Here is a 26,265-nt window from a genome sequence, read left to right as displayed (position 1 = left end):
TGCTTATGAAAGCGGATTTAACATCGATACATACAGCTTTCTGTTACCACTGAATGCGTTACGCCCGTGCGACATCAGCATATTGTCCAGCAGCAGGATGTCACCTGGTTGCCAGCTGAATTGTCGCTTACAGGTTTCATATGCCTGACTCAGTTCTTCCAGTACGGCTCTTTCTATTGGCGTACCGTCTCCATAAGCGGTATTGAACGGCAGATCATTCTCATCTCTGGCGAGTTGTAAAATGCTTTCGTTCAGGGTAAACGCATTGAAGAAAAGCCCATGATTAAACCACACCGGTTTGCCTGTAACAGGATGTAATCTGATAGCAGGTCGTTCCCAGCTTATACGCAGGTGGTCATCGCTGATCCAGGTATAGGCAATATTGTTTTCTTTACAATACTGTTCTACTACCAATGGATCTGTCGTTTGATACACTTCCTGCCAGGAAAGACCCATTCCTTTTTTCAGGTTCCTGATATAGCGGATGTTCTTTTCTGTAAACCTGCTAACCGTCCCCGGAGAGAGCACTTCCAGCATTTTCCTGGCATCAGCGATGGGCGTTTCCCCTCCTATGCCTGCAGCTTCTGTGCAGAAGAAAAGAATATACTGCGGCCAGGTATGAGAATAGGACAACTCATTGTGCATATGTATCACCTGATCGGCCGGATGTTCTGTAGAGGTATACAGTTTGTCCTGTACCTGTTTTCTTGGTGAGGACTGATCCTTATAATGCATTTTCTGTCCATCAAACGCATCGCAGAACTGTTCAAAATCTGTCAGCGACCTTACCTGGAAACCTCGGAAGAGCAATGCGCCCTTTTCCAGTAACTGTTGTTTGACGCTTGCGTTGTTCTCCTTTATCCATTGTACCAGGTCTACATCCTGCATACCGGGCTTCAGGATCAGCGGATAAGGCATATCACCTGGGAATTGTTCATCGGTCACGCGTGCCGTGCTGCCCAGATTGATCTCCTTCTTCTTTGCGCTGAAGAACTTCTCCATATTCTTTGCCTTCGTCTGGTCTTTTGCCAACATATCTGCTTTCTTTTTCGCTGTTTGCAATTCCTCTAACAAGTGACTGACGCTAATGTCATGATCTCCGGCTATCAATGTTGCCAAAGTCTGGAAATCCTTCACAAATGCGTCGATGGTTGCGGCTTTGTACAGTTGTTTATTATAAGTAACGGAACAACCGACGCCATCTTCCATTTCCCAGGCATGTAGCCAGAGGTCTGTCTTTACCTTTCTGAAGTTGTTATTATATTCTGTGATGTTCAGCTGATCTATGATTTCGATCGCCTCCCCATTTTCCATTCCATCGATATTCTGCAAAGTGAATCCGATGTCAAACAACGGCGCTCTTCCGGGTAAACGTTTATAGCGGATGTCCTGCAATATCTGTTCAAACGGATAGCGTTTATATTGCTGTGCTTCCAGTACTGTCTTCGCTGCTTTTTCCAGCAGGGTAGCAAAAGTATCAGAATCCTTTACCTGCAACCTTAATGCGAGTACATTCAGATACAGTCCTAATTGGTTTTCCAGTTCGACATAGTCGCGGCCGGAGATCGGGCTACCAATAACGATATCATGCTGACCAGTAATATGACGGATAGCGACATTATAGATACCGAGTAAAACACCGTACAGCGTAGACTGACGCTCTCTGCCCAATTTCAGCAGACTGTCCTGTACCGGCCTGTTTAGTGTAAAGAAGACTTTTTCTGCTTCCAGGCTTCTGTTCTCCTCTCTTTTTCCATCTACAGGCAGGTTCAATACTGTATTGAAATCACCAAACTGCGCTGTCCAGAAATCATGATGCAATTGTCTGCTCTTTTCATCCATCTGGTGACTGAGCATTGTTGCATAGTCTTTAAACTGAATCCTGAGCGGAGGTAATTCCGGCGTATCGATCTGCCAGTAACTACGGTAGAAATGAAGCAGGTCGTTCACCATTACGGTGTGGGACCATCCATCGGAGATAATGTGATGTACATTGATCAGCAGCAGAAAGTCTTCTTTATCTAACTGGATTAGTTTAGCACGGAACAACGGACCATTTTCCAGGTCAAAAGGCGTCCGTGCATCTGTGGCGGCGCTTTCATCGGCCGCAGCAGTTTTGTCCGGAGTGGCTGTCAGATCAATGACCTCCAGCCAATGTTTCCAACTATCTGCCGGACGTATTTTCTGATATACTTTTTTATCTACTACATGAAAAGTGGTTCTTAACACTTCATGCCTTGCCGCCAATGCTTCAAATGCATAAGCCATTGCTTCTGTATCCAGGGCGCCGGATATGCGATAAGCGGCGGGCATATTATAGATGACCTGCTGGCCATCCAGGTGATGCATGGTCCACATCTGCTTCTGTGCAGGTGTGATCTCATAGTACTCTGCTGATGGCGCTAACGCAATTTCTTCATAGTAACAAAGATTGTTGCTGGCGGTAATTTCTCTTGCCAGGCTTTCAATCGTCGGGAACAGGAAGATGTTACGGAGTTCCAGGTTAATGCCCAGGTCTTTATAAATTCTGGAAATTACACGGGTTGCTTTCAGTGAGTGACCACCAATATCAAAGAAGTTCTCATTGATACCAATGCCTCCTTCGCGGCCCAGCACATCTCCCCATATTTTACAAAGCTTCTGTTCCAGCCTGTTACGAGGACCTTCCTGTGTAGCTCTGGCAGTTGCAGGACTCAATTGCAGTAAGGCTTTTCTATCCAGTTTACCGTTGGCGGTCAGTGGCAGACTATCCATTGCATAAAGGTGGGCGGGAACCATGTACTCCGGTAGTTTTGCATGTAGCTGTTTTTTCAGGTCCTGTGGTTGTAGTGGCACAGCGGCAGCGTAATAAGCTACCAACATATTAGCACCGTCTTCATCGCGATGTGCCAGTACAGCGGCCTGTGTAACATGTTCTACCTGCAACAACTGGCTTTCAATTTCGCCAAGCTCTACTCTGAAGCCCCTGATCTTTACCTGGTAGTCATTTCGCCCGTTGAAGGCGATCTGTCCTTCTTTATTCCAGCTCACCACATCCCCTGTGTTGAACATCTTATTGCCGTTGATAAACGGATCCGGCACAAAACGTTCGCTGTTCAACTCAGGGCGGTTAATATATCCTGCGGCTACACCTTCCCCACCGATATGCAGTACGCCCTGAACACCATCAGGCACCAGTTGTCCGTACTCGTCCAGTACGTAATAAGTGACATTACTGATGGCCTGTCCGATAGCTGTTGTACCGCTTTCAGGCAGATGATCTGCTGTGGCTTCAAAGAACGACGCTTCAATCGTCGTCTCTGTAGTGCCGTAACAGTTCAGGATGCGTAGTTGCCGACCATATCTCTCATAGAGTTTCTTAAACTCACCTGCAGGACAGCTATCAGAACCCAGGATCAACACCCGCAGGAAGTCAATATCAAGACCGCTCTCATATACGTACTCCATAAATGGAATAATCAATGAAGGCGTACTATCCAACAAATTGACACCTGTGGCTTTCAGTTTTGCGTATAATTTAGGCGGATCAATGGCGACATCGTTGTTACACAACACCAGACGACCACCCAGGAACAGTGTACGGCAGATATCTGCAAAGAACACGTCAAAGGCAATGCTGGCTGTCTGCAAAAGACATGGCGCAAAAGTGGCAAATCCGTAGTCATTTTTGTACGACATGACCAGGTTATTCAATCCGCGATAAGGAATCATCACGCCTTTGGGTACTCCGGTGGTACCGGATGTATAAATGATATAGGCTAGCTTTTCTGCTGCCGCTGATTGTTTATAATACCATTCATTCGCATCAGCACCTTCATATTGTTCCAGCGTAGCGAGGCCGAACTGGCTTTTATGACGTACTCCTGCCGGCGCCTGATTCGTCTGCTCTTTGTCAACGGACACGATACAATCAAAGCGGTAACGCGTCAGTTCATTGGCAATCGTACCTGTTTTAGCAGAGTGATCCACCGCAGTAACGGCGGGGTATTCGTAACGAAGATCTTCAAAGAATTTCCTGCTCAGGAACAGTTCATATGACCAATCGGTCTTTGTAAAATATCCCTGGTTTTTATTGGCTGCTTTGAAGGCGGTCAGATCATCGATCAGGGTCTGTTTCAGGTCCTGGTCCTGGATATCTCCAAAGAAGATCAGGCCTTTATTTTTCAGCAGTGGTAAACATTTGCTGATTACCTGCCGCAGATAGTTGTGACCATGAAAACTCTGGATTACACTATTGATCACGATGATATCAAAACCGCTCCAGTGCAGACTGTCTATTTCATGCGCCGCTGCCGCCTGCAGGGTAATATTATCGAATCCTTTTCTGCGGGCTTCTGCACGTGTTTTCTGAATGATCTTTTCAGAAAGGTCAACACCGAAGTACTGATCTACAAAAGGCGCCATTTTAAACATACTGATACCGGAAGAACAACCGATCTCTAGTACCCGGCTACGTTCATTCAGGTATGGCCGCAGTTTGATCAGCACATTATCCGCATATTCGTCCATTTCCTCTCTGCTCAATTCCTTGCCTGTGTAGCTGGAAGTCCATCCACCACCGGAAATATCATCATGAGAATTCTCACCGACGTAATCCCATACTTCCTGTTCATTACGTACCTCATCCCACTCATGCGCCACCTCATAGATATCATCAGTGTCCATACAGAGGAAAGTGCAGAGTGCTGCACACTCCCATTGTAATTTATTGAGGGTATGCAGGTACTTTCTTTCAGACAGGATTGCAAATGCGGCAGCGTCGTTAACGACAAACTGCATACGTGCATGCGGATGCGCCGGTTCCAGTGGCAGACATACCGCTCCTGCTTTCATAATACCCAGTACGGCGGAGATCATTTCAGGATGTTTGTCCATTAATACGCCGACTACCGGTTGCTGATCAGTGTCAGTATTTACCTGCGCTGTGATAAATGCAGCTACTTTTTCTGCTGCCTGATCGAGTTGTCTGTAGCTCAGCGTCTGCCCTTCAAACTCGACTGCGACTGCGTCCGGTTGTGCCTGCAGATACTGATCAAAATGCTCCAATACGTGCTGATAGCCGACGGCGGACAAATAACGCGTCACCCCACCCCTTTCCAGCAAACGTATTTTCCCGGCTTCATTGATCAGTTGTAGTTCGCTAAGTGAACGCTCCGGATGCGCTGCAACCTCCTCCATGATGTTGCCCAGATGTTCCCAAAGCATTTCTACTGTAGAAGGCATAAACAGGTCGGTATTGTACTCTATGAATCCCATCAGTCCATCATCCGTATCTGTAAAATCAACAGAGATATCAAACTGACTTGTTTTCATTTCAAAAAGTTCTTCGCCGACATTTACGTCTTTGATCTCCTTCTCACCGAACTGATAATTTTTCAGCTGCACCATTACATCATATAAAGGAGACCGGCTCATATCCCTGTCCAGGTTAAGGTCATCGACAAGTCTGTCGAAGGGATATACCTGGTGTTCCAGTCCGCTGAGCAATGCTTTTTTCACTTTATCCAGCAGCAGGGTGAAAGGTTGATTACCGGCAAATTGTGTACGCACCGGGATGCTGTTCACATAAAAGCCAATCTGATCTTCCAGCTCCAGGTGTTCCCGACCGGCATTAGGCACTCCGATAACCATATCTGTCTGACCGGTGTACCGATAGAAGCAGGCTTTCACGGCAGCCAGTAATACCATAAACAGAGAGGCATCTGCCTGTTGGGCAAGCGCCGTCAGTTTTTCTTTCAGCTCAGCCGTGACGCTGATGCCCATCTTACGACCGTTATAACTTTTTACACGCGGGCGGGGGTAATCCAGTGGCAGGTTCAGTACAGGCACTTCTCCTTCGAACTGTTTCCACCAATACTGCTGATGTTCTGTGATAGCTGAGCTGGTCAGTAATTTATTCTGCCAGGCAGCGAAGTCTTTATAATGTATTTTTAAAGGAGCCATCGGGTTAGCAGCTCCTGCGGTATATGCATTGTATAACTGCAGTACATCATTGACAAAAACCTGCATGGACCAGCCATCGGAAATGATATGATGCATATTGTAGATAAACAGGTGCTTATTGTCTTCCAGCTGGACCAGTTTTGTTCTGATCAATGGTCCTTTTTCGAGATCAAAAGGCGTATCTGCTTCTTCGTCCAGGTACTTGCTTGTAAGTGCCTGTTTATCACTTACCGCACTCTCGTCGATATACTGCATAGCGAAGCGCTCTGCTTCATACCCGCTGATCACCTGTCGGGGAGAACCTGCCACGATCCGGAAGCTTGTACGCAAACTTTCATGACGTCTGATCAGAGTCTCCACGGCCTTTTCCAGTGCTTCCCTGTTAATATTTTCAAGCACGTAGTTGCCTGGCATATTATAAGCAAGTGCAATTTCTTCGAATTTACACAGTACCCATATTCTTTTCTGCGCGTGAGATAATTCATAATCCGGCTGCAGGGACAATGGGGTGATTTTTTCGAAGGAGGTGCGACGTTGTTGCCTGATATGCTCGGCCAGTCCTGCGATGGTCAATGCCTCAAACAGGTGGCGGATCTCCAGTTTTACGTTCAGCTCTTTGAACAAACGGGAAATGATACGTATGCCTTTGATGGAATGTCCACCCAGGTCAAAGAAGTTATCGTTAATGCTGATACGCGGTTTCTGCAATACTTCTTCCCAGATCTTTGCGATACCTGATTCCAGTTCGTTACGGGGAGCTATATAGGCAGTCTGTTGCTTCAATGCAGCTTTACGCGGATCCGGTAACTCTGCACGATTTATCTTACCGTTTGGCGTCAATGGAAGCGCCAGCATATTTACGTAGTAGGCAGGAATGCTCCAGGAAGGTAATTGTTTCTTCAGGAATTCATCCAGGGCAGCTTTATCCGTCTTTGCGCCGGATACGAAATAAGCGGTAAGGTATTTATCACCCTGTTCATCTGTAGTGGCAATGACAGCTACATCTCTGATGCCAGGGAATTGGCGCAGACAATCCGCGATCTCTCCTGTTTCCACACGATAGCCTCTGATCTTTACCTGGAAATCAGATCTTCCCAGGAATTCAATTTCACCAGAGGGAAGCAGACGGCCCAGGTCACCCGTACGATACAGGCGACTACCTGGTTGCAGCGGGTCTGCGATAAATTTCTTTGCTGTCAGTTCTGGATTGTTGAGATAACCAATGGCTACCCCTTTTCCTGCAATACAGATTTCACCGATAGCACCTACCGGTACCTGTATGTCAGCACCTTCCTGCATCAATCTTATTTTATTGGTACCCAGGGGACGACCAATAACAGGACGATTACGGAAGTTATCAAAATTGTTATAGGTAATAGTACGGGCGATAGCGCCGATGGTCGCTTCAGTCGGACCATAGTGATTGACAAAGGTAACATCCGGACGATGGGCAAAGTATTTCTCCAGGTGTTGCGCCCTGATCTCTTCTCCACCAAGCAGTATTAGTCGCAGGCTGTATTCCTTTACCTGTTTTTCAAATCCCGGATCATTGACCAGCAGATCGAAATGAGAAGGTGTCAGCTTGATAAAGGAGATTGCATTCCGGGTAAGGGCGGCAATCAGTTCATCCGGATTCAGTGTTGGTCTTTCTGGCAGCAGGTATAAAGTTGCACCAGATAAGAGGCTACCCCAGAAGGCAGTATAACCCAGGTCAAATGCCACTGAAGAGAAAAAGAGACTTGCATCTCCCTTGCCTATCTGGTAGGCAGATCTGAACCAGTTTGCGTAATGCAGTAAAGATCCGTGAGAGATCTGTACGCCTTTAGGACGACCGGTAGAGCCAGAGGTATAGATCAGGTATAGCGGATCAGCCGGTGCAATCGCTACCGCTTCCACATCTTCGTTAAAACCTTTCAGTACCTGCAGTCCTTCATCCAGTCTCAGTAAAGGAATAATATCAGGTACGGCGGTTGTTTCGCCGGTAATCAGCAGGCGGGACTTACTGTCATCCAGCATAAACTGTTTTCTGTCATCAGGGAAAGAAAGATCCAGCGGGAGGTATACCGCACCAGCCCTGATAATACCGAGTATGGCAACGATCATCATGGGAGAGCGTTCGATACAAACGGCGACAGTATCACCTTTGGATATGCTATAACGGCGCTGCAGCATATTGGCCAGCCTGCAGGCAGCTGCATCCAGCTGCTGATAGCTCATTGTTTTATCATCCCATCCGATAGCAGCCGCATCTGCATTGACGCCCGCTACTGCACTGAATAAAGCCGCTATACTATCGGCAGGAGACTGTAGTTCATATTGTGCGGTATTGAGTACGTTGAAGACCTTTTCATCTGCCCGGCTCAATGCAACACCATCTTTGATGGCGGCTTGTGGCGCCTGAACGAATTGTTGCAGACAAGCGACTACCTGTTGTAATAACAGGCCCGCTTCTTCTGCGTTTAAATATTTCTTACTCCAGGATGCCTGTAAACCCAGTTCTTCATTAGCGTATACACCATTCAGTTTGAATCCAAAGAAAGATTCTGCACTTTCCCAGCTATGCAGCAGCTGCCCGTTGCCGGTGGCTTCCGGGAAAGATAGCCATTCGAATCCTACCTTGAAATACTCCCGTGCCACAGCTGCGTATTCGCTGCTGTTATATCCGAAAGTGCTGTATTCTTCCCAGCTGCTTACGCGGATAATGGATTGCCTAATATTCTCAAGCAGGCGCTGACAGGTGACATCCTCTCCCAGCTCCAGGTATAAAGGCAGTGTTTTGCCGACAGGCCCCAAGGTACCCTTCAGTTCTTCATATAAGCGTTCGTTATTAACATAACCGATTACCAGTGCATCTTCTTTTGTATGCCTGTAAAAAGTCGTAAACAAAGCGGCGAGCAGTAGTTCGCGAAGGTCTTTTCCTGTTTTTTCCGCCAGCGTTTCCAACTGCCGGGTAAGCGTAACGCCCAGTGGCAGCAGGCGGGTATGCCTTACTGCATCAGGCAGTTGCTGACCTGTTGCTTTACCAAAGAACTCCTTATCCAACAGTTGCTCAAATTTATACTGGGACCAGAATTCTTCTGCTTCCTCAGCAGGAGTTTCAACGAGGCTGTTCTGCCATTCAGAGAATTGCTGATAAGGAATCACTTCTTCTACAAGCTGGCTTTTCAGCAGGATATTTCCTTCTGCATTGTACAGGGTACACAGTTCATGCATCAGGAAACCGGCGGAATAGCTATCCATCAGAATGGCTTCAGCCAGGAAATGAATCATGTGATCGCCACCAGGTGTGCTGCTATGGATAAAGGCAGCATAGCCACCACGCCCATTACGGGCCTGTATAGCCGCTTTCTCTTCAAACATGGCTGCTACCTTCTCTTTTGCATCATCCGGCCCCATACCAGCTGGTAACAGCAATTCCTGCAATTCAGGCGCCTGCTTCTGCTGTGTTATCTGCAGCGGGAACAGGGCGCCATCGCGTTCAGGGAACACGGTGCTCAGCACAGGATACGTGTTATAGAGACTTTCGACCGCATGTTGCAGCACCGGTCTGTCAAACACACCGGTGACTGCTACTGCAATATGATGATAAGGCATACTGCCTGTTTCTTTATACCAGGACCAATAACGTCTCTGCTGCGGCGACATGCGTACGCCATCCACCTGCAGACCTACTTCTGAGATCATCTTGAAAGTTTAATTGGTTAACGATTTGGTTCCCACATGGCGACCATTATCTTTCTGTCGCCTTCAAAAGGATTACGTCCATGGGACATCAGCATGTTATCGAGTAACAGCACATCTCCTTTCTGCCAGGGGAAAACGATCTTTGCCTTGTCATAAGCAGCGCCTATTTCCTTTAATATCTCCCCGGGTATCGGCGTACCGTCTCCATAAAAAGTATTAAAAGGCATTTCTTCGCTGGAAGTAACTGCATCTGCTACTTCTTCGTCCAGGTTGGCCGCGTTGAAGAAATAAGCATGATTGAACCATATTTCTTCACTGGTCACCGGATGCGCTACAATAGCCGGACGCGTCCAGCGGATCTGCAAGCGGTTATTCTCTTTCCATTCAAACTCCATTTCATTCTGCCGGCACTCCTCTTCTACCTCGCTGCGATCGCTTGTCTGGAATACTGTTTGCCAGTCCAGACCAAGTCCCCCACCCAGGTTACGGACATACATAATGCCTTTTTCCTTGAACAGGGCCCTGGTTGACGGAGACAATGCTTTCAGTACCTGTCTGCTATCTGCAATGGGCGTCTCCCCTCCTGTTTCTGATGGTTGCAGACAATAAAACATGATCTGCAATGGCCATCTGTAAGAGTAAGACAGTTCATTATGCATGTTGATGTACTGATCTGCAGGATGGTCAGTAGACGTATAGATGCGGTCTTTGATCTCGGTACGAGGAGAAGAACGTTGCGTATATGGCATTGCATTCTGCGAAAACTCCTGTACGATCAGCTGGAATAACTCTACAGAGCTGACATTAAATCCTTTGAAGAGCAGGCCGCCACGGGAACGTAACTGCTCTTTAATGAGATTCATATTAGCAGGTATCCATCTGTGCAGCAGTGTATCTTTATCTTCTGTTATAATCGTTGCGGGCACCTGCCGGCTGCCCGGCTCTCCGTACAGCACATTTACATTGGTCTTGTCCAGCCGGTGTAACCTTGGCTGTGTGGCCAGCAGGCTTTTTAACCTTTGCTGTCTTGAGTCCTGATTCATAACTATGTGATTTTATAATGTCAGCTCATCTTGCGCCTACACGGAAATTCTTCAATACTTCCAGGTTGCGATGCCTTACATGCTGTTGTTTTTGTTCATCAGCCTCGGCCGATTGTGTTTTTACATTTGCGATCAGCGTGTCGAGGGAAGCCGATGGCTGCTCAACAACCAATGCGGCCAGACCATTTAAGTCGTCCATTAGTTTTGTTGCAAAGGAAGCTTTGAACAGGTCGGTATTGTATGCTAATACGAATACGAAGGGCTCATTCCCATTTTCCACCGCTTTGATCCATAGATCCGATTTGATGTATTTAAATCCCGGATAGATTCCTTTTACGGTTATTGTAGCGTCTTCCGCCTGCTGATCAGCCGTTCCGGCATCCGATGCGGCATTCATGAAAGAAATGTAGGTCAGGCCGACATCAAACAGGGAATTACGCTGTTTATCAAACTCCGCATCTATATCTTCCAGTACATTTTCGAATGGATAATCAACATGGTCAAATGCCCTGAGGGTCACTTCTGCTACTTTACCCAACAGCTGTGTAAAATTGTCGGTTCCACTGAAACGGGTACGTAATGGAAGCGTATTGAAATAGACACCGATCTGATTGTCTGTGTCAGCGTGTGCGCGGTCGGCTACCGGTGAACCAATCACAATATCCTGCTGTGCTGTATGCTTATACAATAAGAGTTTTACAAGTGCCATCACCGCATTGAAGCCACTTACTTTATGCTGAACAGCGAGACTACGGAGCGCGGTGCTCACTTTTTCGTTCAGTCTGAAAGACACTTCTTCTGCATTAAACGTCTGCTGTGCAGGGCGTGGATAGTCCAGTGGCAGTTTGAGTTTAGGGGCCGCCTCTGCAAACTGTGCTTTCCAGAAAGCGCGATGATCTGCCGAACGGGAAGTCAGTCTTTCGTTATGCCAGGCGGCAAAGTCTTTATACTGGATCTTCAGCGGTTCAAGTGCCGTTTGTTTTCCTTCATTGAAGGCATCATAGAAAGCCAGCACGTCACGTGCAATGATTTCCTGTGACCATGCATCGGAAACAATATGATGGGTAACAAAGACGAACAGGTGTTCATCCTTACCTGTTTTCAGCAATGTTGTTCTAAGCAGGGGGCCATTCTGCAGATCAAATGGTTCAAGCGCTGCTTCCGTTGAAAAAGCGATTGCTTTGTCAAGTGGAGACGCTTCATTGCTATAGTCATACAACTTCAAGGAAACGTTCCAGGAGGCGGCGTCATGAATACGTTGTCTTGGTTCTCCATTTATAAGCTCAAAAGTGGTACGCAGTATCTCATGACGTCCTACCAGTGCTGCCAGTGCTTTTTCGAATGCCGCTGTATCCAACGGGCCTTCGAAAAGGTAAAATTCCGGTACGTTGTAGAGCGCACCATTATCCGAAAACTGGTCAATGGCCCATATTCTTTTCTGTACAGCAGATACTTCATATGTATCCTGTTTAGCAACCGGTCTGATAGCAGTGAATGCTTTCTTACTGCCTTTTTCTACAAAACCTGTCAGCGTTGCGATGGTTGGATTTGCAAACAGGTCATTGATCGTGATCATCACTTCAAAACGTTTGTAAACCTGTGAAATGACCCTGATCGCTTTCAATGAAGTGCCACCGATAGAAAAGAAAGACGCATTACGTCCGATCTGTTTCATTTTGAACACGTCACGCCATATATCCTCCATAATCGTCTCACTGGCGCTGGCAACTACTGCAGATCCACCTGCGGCATCTGTGTTGTCTTTATACTCCGGCTTAATCAGTGCCGCTTTGTCTACTTTACCGTTCAGTGTAAGCGGGAATTCCTTCAGGTGTATGAAATAAGCGGGCAATACACTGTCGGACAGTTTTTCTTTTAATACGCTACGCAGCTTCGTTGCATCCTGCGCAACACCTGTATAATAACAAGCGAGTTCCATAGCGCCTGTCGGACTTTCGATTGCTTTAATCACTACCTGTGCGATACCCGCAGTTTCCAGGATAATCTGCTCCAGTTCCTGCAGTTCCACCCTGATGCCGTTGATCTTCAACTGGTCATCCTGACGGCCCAGTACTTCAATACTACGGTCCTTACGATAGCGGCCCATGTCACCAGTACGATATGCCAGTGGTACGGAGCTGCCTTCCAGTGGATTCTTTACGAAACGTTCAGCGGTCTTTACAGGATCGGCGAAATAACCTTTTGAGGTATAATGAGTGATGATATATATTTCTCCGATTTCGCCGATTCTGGCCAGGCGGTTACCATTCATGACAGCAATAAATGCCTGGTCGATTGGTTGTCCGACATGCAGCGCCTCTCCACCATCTTCAGGTATCTCTGATATACGGTGAAAGGTTTTTACCAGGGTTGTTTCAGAAGCGCCGTAGAGATTAACAAGTTCTGTCGTGGTACCTGCAACACGTCTCCAGGCGGCTATATCTTTTGCATATAACATTTCTCCCGCCATGAGAATAAATTTCAGATCGGGGAAAGCGACGCTTCCTACCGGCTGCTGTTCCAATTCCCTGGTGAGCAGACGGAATATAGAAGGCACACAGTGGATCAATGACACTTTCTGTGCCTTCAGCCATTCAATCAATACAGGCATCTGAAATTTTGCATCTGCAGGGAGCACACACAAGGTACCTCCGGTACAAAGCGGTACGAACAGATCGCGCAGGGAAGCATCAAAGGTCACCTGTGCAAGCTGGCTAACGCGGCAGTTCTCATTCAGGCCGAATTCTTTTATCTCCCAATGTATGTACTGGCTCAATCCCTGGTGACTGCCAAGAATAGGCTTTCCGCTGCCGGTGGTACCGGAAGTGAAAAAGATGTAACAGCTATCTGTTTCGGTATCATTCTGAGCGACATTGCCAGGAAATGCAGCGGGAGCAAGCGTACCCGCTTTATCAACTGAAAAGAGCTGTGTCGCCACATCGTCCAGCACCAATACATACTGAAGACTGTCAGGCCCACCTTTGACAATATTCCTGGCGGTATCCAGTAATTCTTTATTGGTAACAATGACTTTGCTTCCGGTGATGGAGAGCATATTCTGTACACGTATTATAGGAATACGTGGGTCCAGCGGCATATAAATAAGTCCTGTTCTGAACAGTGCGATGGTGGTTGCTGCCAGGTCAGCCCCGGCGGGCAACAAGGTAGCTACTACTGTTTCCTTTTCCAGCCCGGCGTCCTGTAAAGAGGCTGCCAGCTGCAGGCTACGCTGCTGTAGCGCTTCGTAGGACACTTCCTGCTGTCCGTTTGCAACAGCAGTCCTGGATGGATATTTGCTGCTGATATTATCAAACAGCTCATGTAATAAAGGATATTTCATCTTTTAGATTATTTTTTGTTGCTATAAAATCTGCCGGTCCCCTCGCGTTTATCCTGCACGGTCGCCGGCTGACAGATATCGATGTACGTTTATGTGATAGATCAGGTTACATAATGACCGTCCAGCGGCCAACGTTGGTATTCATTTTTCCAGATCCGGCTCAGGTCTTTTTCCAACAGCGAGAAAATACTGGGGTCTCTTTCCATGGTTTTCCTTTTGTGGACTTTCTGGTGATGGAAGTCTTTTACACTTTCACTAAAAGGCAGATTGCCAAAGTCATGAAAACGTACTGCTCCTTCTACATCGCGTACACATACAACCTTGTTCTGGTTGTAGATATTCGGAGACCATGGGATATCGATGACGCCCTGTTCTATTGCCATCAGCGCACCTTTGATAATGTCGCCGTTACCCAATTCGAGGATCACGTCGATGATCTGTTTTACTTCTTTCCGTATGAGCTGTTTTTCTTCTTTTATTTTCACGTGGTTCAGCAACGATTTCTCTGCGCAGAGCGCACCACGTTTTGATAAAGCCACTGCTTTGGAGTTATCATATCGATCCGGTATACGGATGGCTTCTACGGCGGTCTTTACCATTACTTTGGTTGCGCCGGCGAGCGTAGCCGTAATGGAAGAATTAAAGATCAGCTCTTCTGCTTTAGCATAATCTGCAGGGAAAGCAGCCATGAACTGATGGTATACAGTAGTTACCCTGCAATTGGTGAAACCGTATTTACGCAGGTAGTAATTGACCTGCTCATCCAGTACAGTTACCGCGGCGATATCCTGCGAGCGGTTGCCCTGTTCTGCGTATCCGGCAGAAATACTTACGATTCCCTGCCGGGCGCTGGCTACTGCCTGTATGACATTGACCACAATCGCCAGGGACGGTTCAATCAGTGTAGCTGTCAGTACCCCAAAATATTCGCGGTTGATCGCAACCCCGAACATTTCATAGTAGCGTGCTGCCAGGCGGTCTACAAACTGCCATCTCTTTAAAGATTCTGTCGGAGAGGTCAGTTTATCGTAAGGCAGGCAATAACAGATAAAACCACCTTCCAGCGCACTTACTCCCGCCTTGAGGGCGATCTCGTAAGTGAAGCGATGGTCCGGGCCACCACCTCTTAGCTGAAAAGGTCTTTTTAGTGATAAGAGCAAACGTCTTACTTCGCTTACACCATAAATCGGAATAGGAAAACCATTCAACTGGGAAGACTTTCGTTCAATACTGAGCAGGCGCCCTTCTTCGGCACGGTGATACAGTTTTGAACGGGAGGCAGCATCCAGCTGTACGGAACTGACATCGCTGCCTTCCGATTCCAGGTACTGCAGCAGTTCTATCTGATCTTCAATATTGGCGACGCCTGTTCTGGGTTGAAAAAGCGGCGATTTATTGCTGACCTTATTGTTCCATAACAAATCGTCGAGCGTACCCGTCACTGCGGCGACTTTCTGGTACTCCGAATGCAATACATCTGTACCTGTTGGCCATTCCTGCAATACTTCCCGTCTTTCCTTTTCCAGCTGTTCGTCTGTCAGCCGGCCGGTATGTACTTCCGACCAGTTTACAGGCTTTTGCTTTGCCATGTTGGCAAAGCGCTGGCGGTTGTTCTTTTTGGGAATATTATGGTATTGCAGATCGCGCTGGATATTGTTCAATACTTCGCTGAAGGGAACTGGCTTGGGATACACATTACTGAATCCCATGTTCAGAAAACGCTTTTTAATGGCAAAGTCTGACTCACTCACGGAAAGGCTTCCTCCGAGATACCAGAGTTTGGTGTTTTTTTCTTTCAACTGATATTCAGAAAGAAGGCGATTAAAGTCCTGTAGATAGAGTTCTGCGTGGCCATTTTTATTAGAGATAAGGATCGCATCAAAGAATGGCGCCAACTTAAAAAACTCTGTCAGACTATTGCGTATGCCGATCGACTTCACATGGAAACCAGCTTCCCTGAAGCCCAGTTCCAGCAAGCCGATACCTACGGAATGCGCATCGTCCCCTATACCTCCTATCAGGATGGCATGTTTTTCTGTCATAGCGGTAAAATGGAAGTGTTAGATATATTGATAACAGGTATCAACTACTTTCTGGGCCAGTAATTCAAACACGTCTACATAAGGCATTTTCACATTCTCTTCATTCAGCACAAGTGGTACTTCCGAGCAGGCGCCGATAACCACATCGGCTCCTTTATCCTGCAGCAAAGGCACCTGGTGTGCAAAGAGACGGATAGCTTCCGCTGACGCGTGACCTGATTTCAGTCCATCAGGTTTATAAATCGGCCCCATGAAATATCTTTCCTGTTCGTCTCCCTCCAGGCAGATCACTGTTGCTCCCAGTGGTTCAAGCGCCTTTTGAAAAATGCGTGACCGTAATGTGCCGGTAGATGCAATAACACCCACCTTCAAGCCATCCAGGTCACCGAACATTTCCTGTAAACGTTCAACAGTAAATTCGATCGGGTCGGCAAAGTAGCCATTGAAAACAGGCGCCAGCGAGGACTTAAAGTGGTATGCCGTCAGGCAGGCCATTACAGCCACATCGACGTCATTATTGTTTAGTATTTTTACTGAACGCAGTAGCTCCGGTAAAGGAGAAGTCTCATTGTATACGATAGCCCGCGTTCTGTCAGGTATCGCCGTATTATTATGTAACAACACATCGATATACTCCTGGTCCTTCTCGCCATAAGACAGATCGGTGATCCGCTTAAATAACCACGAAGCTGCATGGGATCCCATGCCTCCGATGATACCAAGTTTCTTTGTCATAAATGATGTTCAGTTTAAGTATGAAGGCTAGAGGGAGGGCATATCGAATACTTCGAGGAAGGTGTTGAATGTGAGTACAATGATCAGCAGATCGGTATCGTATGGCAGATTCAGTCTGAAATCAGGTGCTGAATAAATACGTTTGATCCTTTCTATTGTGTCCGGGTTGAAATAACCCTGACGTTTGATCTGGCTGTAAGACAACATATCATTAATCCATTCCACGTTATTCTGCAGCAGCTGTGAACTGCCCGGTGCTACCCAGCTAAATTTCTGACGAGTGCTGATACTTTCCGGCAGATAACGTCTCGCCACCTGTTTCAGGATGTATTTCTCCGTCATGTGCTTCAGCTTCACCGCAGGCGGGATCGTCTTGATAAAATCTACCAATTCGATGTCCAGGAAAGGATAACGACCCTCTACAGAATTGGCATAATTCACTCTGTCGGCATGATCGGAGATCAGGTGATCTGACAAGCGTAATTTCAGATCCAGGTAAGAACGTTTATGGAACGGATGACGACCTTCCAGTCTGCTCTTGTTAATAGGTAATGTTTCCAGACAGTCGATCGTATCGAAGTTGTCATTGATCTTATTGGAATATACTGCTTTGGTCGTATTCCTGAAATCGTAGTGATTTGTTTCATAGAAGAAATCAGGATCTCCCCAGAGCTTCTCTCTTAATTGGGCTTCCAACATTTCTTCCAGTCCTGCCGGCCTTTCAAAACCTCTGCGCTGTACATCAAAACGGTAACCAACATATCCACCGAACAATTCATCAGAACCTTCGCCGGAGAGCACTACTTTGATATCGCTATTACGTACGTTTTCAGACAAAGCAAGGGAGCAGGTGTTGTAAGATTCTTTTAAGGCACCTTCTGAAAAGTAAACAGCGTCTTTCAGTTTTGCAGCCACCTGTGACCAGTCAAATTCTATCTCTTTGTGAATAGAATTTACTTTATTTGCTACTAAGCGCTGGTATATTCTTTCATCGTGCTCGCTATCTTCTGCACGGGGATAACCAATTGAAAAGGATTTGTAAGATGCATCCGGATTCAGGCGCTTCATCATAGAAGCGATCAGACTGGAATCCAGTCCGCCGCTAAGATAGAAACCCACCGGCACATCCGCATTCAGGCGATATTTCACTGATTTCAGGAGCAACTCTTCCAGACGGTCTACGTAATAGTCTTCATCTTTTTCTTCCTGATGGATCGACTCAAGGGGATAATCCAGGTCCCAGTATTCTTTTACCTGTATATCTGTGCCTTTTACCTTGAGATAGTGTCCTGCTTTCAGGCTGTTAATGTCTTTAAAGAACGTAACCGGACTTACTATACCAGGGAAAGAAAACAGCTGGTCGAGTGCCGTCGGATTTACTTCTTTTCTTACGTGCCTGTTTCTCAGCAGGGCCTTGATCTCAGAACCGAATATCAGCATCTGATCTACAACCTTGTAGAACAGCGGACAAATACCAAACTGGTCTCTGGCCAGGTACATGGTATCCTGTTTTTTGTCATAGATACAGAAGGCGAACTGTCCGTTCAATCTGTTGATGAAATCAATACCATAGGCTACGTAGAGGTGTACGATCACTTCGACATCACATTCTGTTTTGAAGCGATATCCTTTTGCGATCAGTTCCTGACGCAGTTCCTTGTAGTTATAAATTTCTCCGTTACAGATCAGCACTACGCTGCCGTCTTCGCTGTAGAAAGGCTGTTGTCCATGCGCGAGGTCAATGATGCTCAGGCGTCTGAAGCCCAGACCGATATTATCTTCAATCAAATAAGCAAAATCGTCCGGACCACGGTGCTGGATCGCATCTGCCATTTTCTTTACCTCTTCTCTTTCAACTCTCTTACGTTTTCCGAAATCTAAAATTCCTGTTATTCCACACATAAATTTATTATTCAGTTGTTAAGAAAAATTATTCTACCATAGATACTACGATCTTTCTGTCGCCGGTGTAGGCCTTACGGCCATGCGCCACCAGCATATTTTCCACTATTACGAAATCCCCTTTTTCCCAGGGCCTTACCACTGTTACGGTATCAATTACGCGGATAATTTCATGAATCGTCGATTCCGGTATTTTACTACCATCGCCGAAGGAAACGAACAATGGAAGATCTTCTTCCACACCCGCTGACATCCGCATTAATGTTTTGTATACTTCTTCCGGGAAGTGTGTTGGGTGATACTGGTCGGCCTGGTTAAACCAGACCTTCTCTCCTGTCACCGGATGTATCCTTGTGGCAGGACGAAGATTTATCAACCGGAGACCGTCATTCTTTTTCCATTCATACTGGATATCGATGCTGCGGCAGTGCTGCTCAACAACAGCTTTGTCGTCCGTGCCGAAAGTATCTTTCCAGGATGGTCCCATTCCCTGTCCTGCGTGGAGGTTTCTGATGTAGCGCAGTTGTTTTCTTTCAAACTCTTCGAGGATTTCGGCTGGCATTACATCAATGATAGTACGGCTGTCTACCAGGGGTGTTTCTCCGCCAGTTCCCGGAGGAATGACGCAACCGAATATCAGGCGTGTTGGCCATTTAGCGGAATAAGACAGCTCATTATGCATTGTGATGTTGTAGCTGGAATCGTATTCCGTAGAGATGTAGACATGTCCTTTGAGGTTTCTGCGGGGGTAACTGCCATCAAGATAATCTCTGAATTTTGACCCCAGGGAGCCGGTAATGTACTCAAACTTGTCAACGCTGTCGATGTCCATTCCCTGTACCAGGATAGCCCCGCTTTTCAGCAGGTTACTATCCAGCCAGTCTCTGTTAGACTTATACCAGGCGATGAAGTCTTCGACAGAAGCGCCGTCAAAACGTATAGTGAGCGGAAATGTACCTTCATCTATCGTTGGCGTCCGCCCGATATGTCTTGATGAAATTTCCATATAGGTAGGTATTTAGCGTGAATGACTGATTTATTTATAGTTGTGAAAGCGCATTCATAAAAGATTGTTCTTCTTCTTCCTCGTCTACGGCACGTTCGATTGTGATGTCTTTGATCTTTGTCGCAGGGAGTCTGCTTAAAGTGCGAATGACGGTCAGGAAGTTCTCTATGACCAGGCGGATACCTTTCTCTGTATAGAGCTCTGTATCATATTCGATAGAAGCCAGTATTTCATCTCCGTTCTCCTGGAAGTTGAATGTCACATCTACCTTACTGGTAGCGACGGTCAGCTCTATCTGTTTAACTGACATTCCTTCTATATCACTGATGGGGTATTCGAGGTTATTCTGTGACTGTATGAGTATGTTAAACATTGGCATACGACCGAAGCGGGCATCCAGTCCCAGGCGTTGTACCAGCATATCTATGGGGTATTCCTGATACTTATGTGCGCCCGTTATACATTCCCTTGTTTTATCGAGTACTGTCAGGAAGTTATCTTCGGGATCCAGTGTAACACGCAAGGGCATCAGATTAACATAAAACCCTGCCTGATCCTGTAGTTCCAGTCTGGGTCTGCCGGAAAAAGGCGCTCCGGTTACGATATCGGCAGTACCGGAATAATGATATAGTAGTATATTGACAATCGCGTGCAGGCTGATATAATCCGTCACGGCAGAAACCTGTGTTAAAGCCCTGAGCTGGCGGGTTGTCTCCTGGTCCAGCAAAAAATCTATGCTATGACCGATGCCGGCACGCGCCTTGTTTCTGTCTGTTTGTGCGGGAAAAGTAGCTGGCGTAAATGGAGCTGCAAACCTGGTGGCCCAGTATTCCTCCATTTCTTTCAGTCGTTCACCCTGGAGCTGACGATTCATCCAATCTGCATAATCACGGTACTGGAAGCGTAGTGGTTTCAATGTCTGCTCTCCTCTTCCTTCGAGTGTGTTGTACAGCACCAGGAGGTCGTTGAGTAATACGTCTTGTGTCCATCCGTCACCGATAATGTGGTGCCAGTTGAAAACCATTGCGTAATGGTCGTTGTCCAGCTGCAATAATGTGTTGAAAAAGAGCGGACCTGTTTCGAGGTTAAATTCCCGCTGCTGTTCTGCCCAAACGATGGATGGTATACCTCCATATAGTTCCAGTTGCTGCTGTCTGTCAAAATAAGCGAAGGGGATCAGTTCACTATTCACGGGGTGAACACGTTGTTTGGGTTCGCCGTCTACTTCGATAAAAGTAGTCCGTAACATCTCATGTCTGGTAATCAACGCTACCAGTGCTTCACGGATAAGCGCCGGTTTTATATTCCCTTTTAGCTCTACTGCGTGTACGATGTTATACAGGTTCTTTTGTCCGCCAAGCTTATCATAGATCCATAACCTGCGCTGTGCATAGGTAACATCATAGTACTCTTTCTCGGGTAGTGGTACAATGTTGGCGCCGCCTGTTTTTACTGTTTCATCGATAAGTGTGGCCAGTTGCCTGATGGTATTATTGACAAACACGTCTGCAAACGTCAGCGATACATTAAACACGTGAAAGATCTGCGATACCATCTTAATCACCTTCAGCGAAGCACCACCCACTCTGAAAAAGTTGATAGCCGTACCCACGCGGGTCAGTCCCAGCAACTCCTGCCACATTGCTTCCAGTTTGTTCTCTGTTGGCGTTTGCGGGGCAACATACGCATCATCTGATATCAATACTTTCTCCGGCTTAGGCAATGCATTCTTATCTACCTTACCATTGATGGTCAACGGGAACTCTTCCATTCTGATCAACGCAGCGGGTAACATGTAGCGGGCCAGTTCAGATTCCAGGTGTGTTCTCAGGACATCTTCTTTCACTTCTGTAGAAGTATAATAGCAAATCAGCTCATTTTCATCTGCTGTATTTTTCAGGGCAATGATCTCAGCTCCGGAGATTCCATCCAGACGTAATACTGCCTGTTTTACTTCGCCCAGCTCTACTCTGACACCATTGACTTTTACCTGTTCATCCTTTCTGCCTATGACCTCTACGGATCCGTCCTCCAGGTATACACCATAGTCTCCCGTACGATGTACAATCTCTTCGCGGTCTGTTACAAGCGGGTTCTGTACAAAGACAGTGCGGGTCAGTGCTTCGTTTTTATAATAACCTTTAGTCATGAAAGGCGTCACAATGTAGATCTCTCCGATCTCACCTGCACGGCACAGGCGACTGCCATTAACGACAGCGATCATTGTATTATTCAGCGGCCGACCTACATGTATCACTGCAGAAGGATCTTCCGGTACGGCTTTAATACGGTGGAAGGTTTTGGCCATCGTTGTTTCCGAAGTACCGTACAGGTTCACCAGTTCCACATGTTCTCCTGCAATACATCTCCATTGGCTGACATCCTTGCTGTACAAGCGTTCTCCCGCCATTAAGATATGTTTCAGGGCAGGTAATAACTGTTTGCCGGTATTAGTATTGAGTGATCTGGTAATCAGTTTGAAGATAGAAGGCACACAATGCACCAGGTTGATCTGCGATTCTTCCAGCCACTCTATCAGCAGGGGGATGTTGGTACGGCTACCGGCAGGCGGAAAACATAAAGTACCTCCGATACTCAGGGGTACGAAGACATCACGCAGGGAAGCGTCAAAAGTGAACTGACTCAACTGGCTGACGCGAACGCCGTTGTCCAGTTTAAACTCATTCATTTCCCAATGAATAAAATGACTCAGACTGTCATGGCAGCCTACTATTGCTTTCGCTTCTCCGGTCGATCCACTGGTATAAATAATATAATTGGCATCATCTGGTCTGATCTCCGGGAAAGGCTGAAAGGCAATACTGCCTGGTGTTTCTGCACCGGCGTAAGTGCTGTCTTCAAAATGTTTTACCGTAACCGGCAGCTCCTCGTCCAGGACGATCATTGTGCAGTTGAATGCAGACTGTTCACGGATAATATTCTCCGCTACTGATGCCAGTGCAAGGGTAGTGACACATACCGCAGGACGTGTCTGTTCAAAGATGGTATGTAGTTTTTTTGCGGGCAATGATGCATCAAGGGGCATATAAATATTACCGGAACGAAAAACTGCCAGCAGTGCGCTTACCAGGGAAAAACCAGGAGGCAGCATCACAGCGACGGGTGTACCTGTTGCCGGATTATAATGCAGCAGGTACTGCGTCAATGCTTCGGAGCTTTCTTTCAGCTCTTTATAGGTCCATGATCGACGGCCTTCTTCAACAGCCACCCTTTCCGGAGCTGTAACAGCCTGCTGATCAAACACGGTATGAATGATTCTCTTATTCATTTGTACAAAATATTGAACGGTGGAAATGTTTAATAATCGCGACTGATACCATTACTGATCTGCAGACTGATATTGCTGATCTCTTCGTTAATAGCTACCGGTACACTGTTGCTGAGTGCAGCCAGTGTTGTCTCCGGATTAGCAGCCACCTGTTCCAGCAAGCGGATAAAGTCATCCTGTACCTGCCGTATACGCGCTTCTGTAAATAAAGCGGTATTGTATTCTATTACTACGCTGATCCTGCCGTTTGCAGGTGTTGCGGCGAAGTTAAACGTGAGATCAAATTTGGCTGACTGGTGTTTGAAATCAACCGGAATGACATGCAGATCCTGTAACCCTTCCTGGTATGTTTCCAGGGCTTCTTCATGTGCCTCCTGCATTTGGACAAATACATTCAGGAACTGCATTCCGCTTCCGTTGTTGGTCAGCTCCAGTTCCTCCAGTATCTTTTCAAACGGATAGATACCATGTTCATATGCTTCTGCTGCATTTGCAGCTACTTCGTCAAGTAATTGAGAGAAAGTCTCTCCGGCTTCCAGCTGGCTTCTTAACAGAATAATGCTGACAAAAAGACCTAATTGGTCTTCCAGGTCCGGATGACTACGACCTGCATACGGTGAGCCCAGCAGGATATCTTCTCTGCCGGTATAGCTATACAGTAAAATGTTGGTGAGTGTCAACAAAATAGCAAAGCTGCTCTTTCCTCTGCTACTACTCAAGTCAAAAACTGTACGACTCAATGTTGCCGGCAGATCGAATGTAAAGAGCCGGCCTTCATAACTTTTCCCGATGGAGTTAAAACCGGCAGCCGATAATTTAAGCGGCTGTAAGTCTCCTTCCAGCTGCGCCTTCCAGAAATCTTTGTGACGCTGTGCGGCGAGACTATTGATATATGCATTATGCCAGGCGGCATAGTCTTTATATTGTAGTTTCAGGGAAGGTAATTTCGGTACATCATTCCGGCTGAAAGCAGCGAATAGCTCCAGGAACTCTTTAAGCAGGAGGTTCACCGACCAGCCATCTGCCACCAGGTGATGCTGGGTCAATACCAATATGTGTGAACGTTCATTCAGCTGCAATAACCTGAAACGGATCAGCGGTTCTTTCTGCGGATCAAACACTTTGAGTGAATCCGCTTCTGCTACTGCCTTTCCTTCCGGATCCAGTGTATTGTCATACTTTTCAAAGGAGATATTGATGGCGGCAGGATCAAATGTATGTATCTGCTGGCGCAGCTCCCCTTTGTCAACGACAAATGTGGTACGTAGCATTTCATACCGTTGTACCAATACGTGCAATGATTTTATAAATGCATCCTGATTAAAAGCACCTTCAAAACGATAGGCGCCGGTCATATTGTAAGCCGCCAGCCCTCTGCCGTATTGCAGATGCAGCCAGATGCCTTTCTGCGCATAAGTGGTTGCATAGTTATCTGCTACAGGCGCAAGTTCCAGTGATTCAAATGCTTTGCACTGCAGGCTTTTAATATGTTCATACAGACTGATCACTGTTGCATTGTCAAAGACATCTCTGATCTTCAGGCGGACATTGAATGCACGATAAAGTTTTGAGATGATCATAATGGCTTTAAGCGAAGTACCTGCTGAATAGAAAAAATGCGTATTTCTATTGATCTCCTGCAGCCCTAATACTTCTCTCCAGATACTCATGATTGTCAATATCGCCGGATCAGTTTCTTCAATCCCGTCGCCTGTAGCTGCGGGAACAATAACCGGTCTCGGTAACGCTTTCTTATCTACTTTGCCATTGATGGTCAATGGTAATTCTTTCATGTAGATGAAAAAGGCCGGTACAAATGCGGCTTGTAACTGTCCCTGCAAGTAGGTACGTAGGTTTTCATTCTGCGCTTCGCCACCCACATAATAACAGGCCAGCTGATTTTCATTAAACGCATCAGGGATCACGATCACTTCTGCATCCTGAACGCCCGGAGCGGATAACACGGCCTGCTTTACTTCGCCAAGTTCCAGGCGGATACCATTGATCTTTACCTGGTCGTCCAGTCTACCATGGACTTCAATATGACCATCTTCGAAGAAACGGCCCATATCGCCTGTTTTATGCATAATATCCACGCGATCTTTTACCAGTGGGTTCTGCACAAATACTGATTTCGTCAACGCTTCATTACGAAAATAGCCGTTTGTCATAAACGGCGTTTTGATATAGATCTCTCCTATCTCACCCGGCGAACAGAGGCGGTTGCCATTCAGTACAGCCACCATAGTATTGTTCATTGGCCAGCCTACATGTATCACAGCGGAAGGATCTTCCGGTGTTTCCTTGATTCGATGGAACGTTTTGGCCATTGTTGTTTCGGAAGTACCGTACAGGTTCACCAGTTCCACATGCTCTCCAACGATATTCCTCCATTGGGTGATATCCTTACTGTACAAACGTTCACCTGCCATTAAGACCTGTTTCAGATCAGGGAATAGCTGTTTGCCGGTGGTATCATCCAGACATCTGGTGATCAATCTGAAGATGGATGGTACACAGTGTACCAGGTTAATCTTCTTTTCTTCCAGCCACTCTATCAGCAGTGGGATATTTGATTTAATACCAGCCGGCGGGATACAGATACAGGCGCCTGTTGCCAGGGGCAGAAATATATCACGCAGGGATGCATCAAAGGTGAATTGGCTCAACTGGCTTACCCGGTAGTTTTCATTTACGGCGAACTCATTCATCTCCCAGTGAATGAAGTGGCTGAGACCTTTGTGGTTACCTAGTATCGCTTTCGCTTTACCGGTTGAACCGGAGGTATAAAAGATATAACAGCCATCTTCCGGGCGGATTTCCGTATCCGCAGGTACAGGCAGTGTATCGCGCTGACCTGTTACAGAAAAAGCACCCTCCTTGTCCATAACGATCATTACCGGCAATGTTGCATAATTCATATACAACAGTGCCTTAGCATCTTCCAGCATTTCAACTGAAGTGATCACGATATCGGGATTACCTTCTTCCAGCACCTGTTGCATTAGATTAGCGGGGAAGGTAAAATCGGCAGGCAGATAGATACCGCCGGCCTTAAAAATAGCCAGTACGGCAGCAATCAGTCTGGCGTCAGCACCCATCAGGGTCATGGCAATCCTGTCGCGACCAATACCCTGCAGGCGCAGGGTTGTTGCCAGATCATTTGCCAGCTGGTTTAATTCCCTGTAGGAGACCTTTTTTTCCTGGTCTTCTACGGCTATACGTTCAGGGAATAACTGCGCTTTTGCTTCAAAAACGCTGTGAATGATTCTCTTATCCAT

At 46.7% G+C, this 26,265-nt stretch carries 9 protein-coding genes; all 9 read right to left on the bottom strand.

Translation table 11 applies throughout. From position 1 onward, the window contains the following. Positions 1 to 3 precede the first annotated feature (3 nt). The 9 genes from CPIN_RS16900 to CPIN_RS16860 all read right to left on the bottom strand — a co-directional run bounded on the left by CPIN_RS16900 (position 4) and on the right by CPIN_RS16860 (position 26,265). Complete coding sequence (locus CPIN_RS16900) at positions 4 to 9,627, bottom strand: non-ribosomal peptide synthetase (RefSeq protein WP_012791051.1); 9,624 nt, start codon at positions 9,625 to 9,627, stop codon at positions 4 to 6. A 17-nt stretch (positions 9,628 to 9,644) separates the two neighbouring features. Continuing rightward, positions 9,645 to 10,670, bottom strand: coding sequence for a TauD/TfdA family dioxygenase (locus tag CPIN_RS16895; RefSeq protein WP_012791050.1), 1,026 nt, complete (start codon positions 10,668 to 10,670; stop codon positions 9,645 to 9,647). Between the two features lie 25 nt (positions 10,671 to 10,695). Next, positions 10,696 to 14,010: a condensation domain-containing protein gene (locus CPIN_RS16890; protein ID WP_012791049.1), complete on the bottom strand. Its 3,315-nt coding sequence runs from the start codon at positions 14,008 to 14,010 to the stop codon at positions 10,696 to 10,698. A gap of 101 nt (positions 14,011 to 14,111) precedes the next feature. Next, positions 14,112 to 16,052 (bottom strand): methylaspartate mutase subunit E, encoded by a 1,941-nt coding sequence (locus CPIN_RS16885; RefSeq protein ID WP_012791048.1) that lies wholly within the window; start codon positions 16,050 to 16,052, stop codon positions 14,112 to 14,114. Between the two features lie 18 nt (positions 16,053 to 16,070). Then, positions 16,071 to 16,787, bottom strand: coding sequence for an aspartate/glutamate racemase family protein (locus CPIN_RS16880; RefSeq protein WP_012791047.1), 717 nt, complete (start codon positions 16,785 to 16,787; stop codon positions 16,071 to 16,073). A 27-nt stretch (positions 16,788 to 16,814) separates the two neighbouring features. Further along, a complete protein-coding gene (gene asnB, locus CPIN_RS16875) occupies positions 16,815 to 18,689 on the bottom strand; it encodes an asparagine synthase (glutamine-hydrolyzing) (protein WP_012791046.1) in 1,875 nt (624 codons plus the stop codon). A 28-nt stretch (positions 18,690 to 18,717) separates the two neighbouring features. Then, positions 18,718 to 19,695 carry a TauD/TfdA family dioxygenase gene (locus CPIN_RS16870; protein ID WP_012791045.1) on the bottom strand — a complete coding sequence of 326 codons (978 nt, stop codon included), beginning with the start codon at positions 19,693 to 19,695 and terminating at the stop codon, positions 18,718 to 18,720. A gap of 34 nt (positions 19,696 to 19,729) precedes the next feature. Further along, positions 19,730 to 22,984, bottom strand: coding sequence for a condensation domain-containing protein (locus CPIN_RS16865; RefSeq protein WP_012791044.1), 3,255 nt, complete (start codon positions 22,982 to 22,984; stop codon positions 19,730 to 19,732). 29 nt (positions 22,985 to 23,013) lie between these two features. After that, positions 23,014 to 26,265: a non-ribosomal peptide synthetase gene (locus tag CPIN_RS16860; protein WP_012791043.1), complete on the bottom strand. Its 3,252-nt coding sequence runs from the start codon at positions 26,263 to 26,265 to the stop codon at positions 23,014 to 23,016.

Origin of the sequence: Chitinophaga pinensis DSM 2588 (assembly GCF_000024005.1) — a bacterium.
In the GTDB taxonomy this organism is placed as follows: domain Bacteria; phylum Bacteroidota; class Bacteroidia; order Chitinophagales; family Chitinophagaceae; genus Chitinophaga; species Chitinophaga pinensis.
Note: the sequence above shows the minus strand (reverse complement) of the source record. Positions and strands in the feature narration are given on the sequence as shown.